We start from the raw sequence: 4,152 nt of genomic DNA, 5'->3' as shown, positions 1-4,152 counted from the left end.
AAGCCAAAGCCAATGTCTCAGTCGCCAAAGCATCCGTGGGCAAAGCTCAGGCTCAACTGGAAAAAGCACAGCTCGACATCAAGCACACCAAAATTTACGCCCCATTTTCCGGCAGAATCAGCAAGCCCGCTTACGCCGTCGGTGACAATGTCACACCTTCCGGCAAAGCGCTGTTCGAACTGGTGCAATTAGACCCCATCTATATCGCCACCAGTGTTGAACTCAGCAAATACAACGCCATCGTCATGTTGAGAACAAAGATGGAGCATGAAGGTCGCGAGATTCCGGAGTTTCACGTCAGCCTGACTCTGGCAGGAAATGTCGATTACCCCGAGGAAGGCGAGTTTCAGAACTGGTCACATGAATCCGCTGAGTCTTCCGGCATGATCATCGCCCGCGCCGTTTTCCCCAACCCGGACGGGCTGCTACTGCCTGGACAAAATGTCACCGTTAAAGGCAAAGCGATGCAGGAAGTGACGCGCATCGTGATCCCGCAAACCCACGTGCGACAGGATCAACAGGGGCACTTTGTGCTTCTGGTTGATAACGACCAAATCATTCAACGACAAAACATTGATGTGGGCATTCGAGATGGCAAAGACTGGGCTGTTAAAACAGGACTCGATGAAGGCGCCAGAGTGATATCGCCAGGAATGCAGGGGCTCAAACCGGGCATGGCGGTCACTCTCAACGAATAACCCAATTCGTGAGCACCCATAAACCACCGATATTTTCAGCACAAGCCTGTTAACACTCATTCGATGATCAATGGAGCCCCTTATGGGACCGCAGTTTTTTATCAAACGTCCGCGCTTTGCGTTTGTCATTTCCATTCTGATCACAATCCTCGGTCTGTTAGCAGCCATCGTCATGCCGGTGGATCAATACCCGGACATTGCGCCGCCTAAAGTCCGGGTAATTGCCAGCTATCCTGGTGCCAGCGCTGAAGTAGTCAAAGAAACCGTTGCCGGCCCCATTGAAGATCAGGTCAACGGCGCCGAAGGCATGGTTTACATGCAATCACAATCGGCCAGTGATGGTACCTACTCGCTCACCCTGACGTTCGAAAATGGCATGGATGCCTCACTGGCTCAGGTGGATGTGCAAAACCGTGTTGCCCTCGCAGAACCTCGCCTGCCCACAGAAGTGATCAAGCGCGGTATCAAGGTGCGGAAAACGTCTTCCGACATGCTCATGGTGGTCAGTCTTTTCTCACCCGATGAGAGCCTGGACGGTGTGTTTTTATCCAACTACGCCAGTTTGAATATCGCCCCGGAACTCGCACGGATTGCCGGTGTGGGCGATGCCAACATCATTGGTGCGCTCAACTACGGCATGCGGGTATGGCTCGATCCGATCAAACTGGCCAACAACAACATTTCCGTCAGTCAGGTGTTTGCTGCCATCCAGGAACAAAACCTCCAGGCGGCGGTGGGACAGCTGGGTGCAGCCCCCAACTCTCCCGACACCCAGTTTCAGTATGTGTTGAAAACCAAAGGCAGGCTGGCATCTGAAGAAGAATTCGGCAACATCATTTTGCGTACCGGCGCCCACGGTGCCATTTTACGATTGAAAGACGTAGCTCGTCTGGAGCTGGGCTCCGAAGTCTACAAAGGCTTTGGCGAATACAACAACAAACCCGGCGTACTGCTCGCCATCTACAAACTCTCTGACGCCAACTCACTGGAAGTTGCCGAATCAGTACGCGCCAAAATGGAGGAGCTGAAACCGTTTTTCCCCAAGGGCGTGGATTATGTTATTGGTCACGACACTACCCTGTTTATTAAAGCCTCGCTGGAAGAAACACTGCTCACGCTGCTGTTCACCATTGCGCTGGTGATCTTTGTCACCTATTTATTTTTGGGCAGTGTCCGCGCCACTCTTGTGCCCACAATTGCAGTGCCAGTCTCCATCATTGGCACCCTGGCGGTTCTGTACTTGCTGGGGCTGACCATCAACACCGTGACTCTGTTTGCGCTGATTTTGGCGATTGGCTTAGTTGTGGATGATGCGATCATTGTGGTGGAGAACGTCGAACGGATCATGCACGACGAAGGGCTGGAGGCACGACCGGCGACAGAGAAAGCCATGAAAGAAGTGGCTGCCCCCATTTTTGCCACCTCCACGGTATTGATGGCCGTATTTGGTCCGACGTTGTTATTACCCGGCATCACCGGAGAAATGTTTGCCCAGTTTGGTATCACGCTGGTGGTTGCCGTCATTATCTCCATGATCAATGCTTTGTCCCTGAGTCCGGCGCTCTGTTCGCTGTTGCTAAAACATTCTGAACACAAACCTAACTTGATGATCCGCGGATTTAATTCGCTGTTCGCACGTATCACTCATGGTTATGTACGCATCGTGTCGTGGCTGTCCGCTCGCCTGCTCATCAGCTCGGCGTTGATCGTTGCGCTGTTTGCGTTACTCGGATTTCTGTTTACTCAGACACCCACCAGTTTTATTCCGGAAGAAGACAAAGGCTTCTTTATGGTTGAGGTGCAATTACCTCCGGCGGCTTCACTGAACCGCACATCTGACTATATTGATCAACTGCACACGGTACTTGAAAAAGATCCGGCCATCGAAACTCTGCTGGCAGTGAATGGCTTTAGTGTTCTCAACAGTGCCCTGCAACCCAATGCGGGGATGATCATTGTAAAACTAAAACCCTGGGAAGAACGCACCGACCCGTCGGAGCACCAATTTGCCCTACAGGAGAAATACACCAACCTGTTTCGAAACATTCCCGGTGGCAGAGTTACCATTTTTGGCGCTCCTGCCCTGCCAGGGATGGGTGCAGTAGCGGGCTTCTCCTACATTCTTCAGGACACACAAAGTCAGGGAGAGCAGGCAATGGCGACGACGCTGAATACCCTGCTACCGGAAATCAATAACCTGCAGCAAGTCAGCGGAGCATTTTCCACCTTCCGCGCCGACTACCCACAAATTGAACTGATCATCGATCGGGTACACGCCAAATCCCTGGGCGTGTCGATCAGTGATATTTTCCTGACACTGCAAACCGAACTGGGTGGCTATTACGTCAACGATTTCAATCTGTTCGGACAAACCTACCGGGTTATGGTCCAGGCCGACGCCCAATTCCGCCAGACCGAACAAGACCTGCGCAACCTGTTTGTCCCCAACGCACAGGGCGATATGGTATCGATGCAAGCGCTGGTACAAACCCAGCCGACACAAGGTGCCGATATTTTGTATCGCTACAACACCTACGACTCCGCCACCGTGAATGGCCGCCCCAACGAAGCGCAGGGGTACAGCTCCGGCGAAGCCATGCAGGCCATCGACAAACTTTCTCTGTCGCAACTGCCGGACGGTTACAAATACGACTGGACCGGCGCCAGCTTTGAAGAGCGAAAATCCGGCAATATGGCGCCCATTGCTCTGGGGCTGTCGCTGTTGTTTACCTACCTGTTTTTGGCCGCGCTTTACGAATCCATGACCATGCCCGTGGCGATCATACTGTCCGTCCCCATTGCGATGATTGGCGCACTGCTCGGCATGCTGATTGCCGGAGCCTCCCTGAGCCTGTATGGCCAGATTGGTCTGGTGCTGCTCATTGGCATGGCGGCAAAAACCGCCATTCTGATTGTGGAGTTTGCAAAATCTCTGCGTGAAACAGAGAGCAGAGACTTGCAAGACGCCACCGTTGAGGCCGCTCGCTTGCGTTTCCGACCAGTGTGCATGACCGCGATTTCATTCCTCGTCGGCGTTTTCCCACTGGTCATTGCCAGCGGTGCAGGTTCGGCAGCGCGGGTGTCACTGGGGTTATCGATCTTTGGCGGCACCATCGCCGCAGCCATTGGCGGTACCCTGTTGGTGCCGATCTTCTTCAAGCTCTTCCAGACCCTGCGGGAGAAAATCCACGGCGGACAAACCAAAGCTCCGGAATAATCGCAAGACCACATTGCAAATGAGAACTATTAGCAATATTATAATGAGCTCATTTTGCGCCGACGACAGATCCCAAAACCGAACGCGCCTTAACATTCCTGACTGAGCTGCCACCACTTCGATGTGTAGCTCAGGCGAGGTGGCTCTATGGCAAGTGCCCGTATATTAATCATTGACGATGACCAAACCCTGAGCAATCAACTGAGTAACCTGCTGCACGGCAAAGGATTTTCCATC

General features: G+C 52.9%; 2 protein-coding genes. Both read left to right on the top strand.

The window, feature by feature from the left end; all coding sequences use genetic code 11:
• A partial coding sequence (locus ACTG33_RS16445; protein ID WP_439136307.1) for an efflux RND transporter periplasmic adaptor subunit occupies positions 1-698 on the top strand: 698 nt, incomplete at its 5' end.
• An 82-nt stretch (positions 699-780) separates the two neighbouring features.
• A complete protein-coding gene (locus ACTG33_RS16440) occupies positions 781-3,915 on the top strand; it encodes an efflux RND transporter permease subunit (protein WP_439136306.1) in 3,135 nt (1,044 codons plus the stop codon).
• The last annotated feature ends 237 nt before the right edge of the window (positions 3,916-4,152 follow it).

Origin of the sequence: Pseudomaricurvus sp., assembly GCF_965662505.1 — a bacterium.
Taxonomy (GTDB): domain Bacteria; phylum Pseudomonadota; class Gammaproteobacteria; order Pseudomonadales; family Cellvibrionaceae; genus Pseudomaricurvus.
The sequence above is the reverse complement of the archived record's forward strand: the minus strand, read 5'-3'. Positions and strand labels throughout refer to the sequence as shown.

What these genes read in the sequence shown, in the direction of transcription:
- ACTG33_RS16440 (WP_439136306.1), top strand. Translation starts at nt 781, where the DNA reads ATGGGACCGCAGTTTTTTATCAAACGTCCGCGCTTTGCGTTTGTCATT.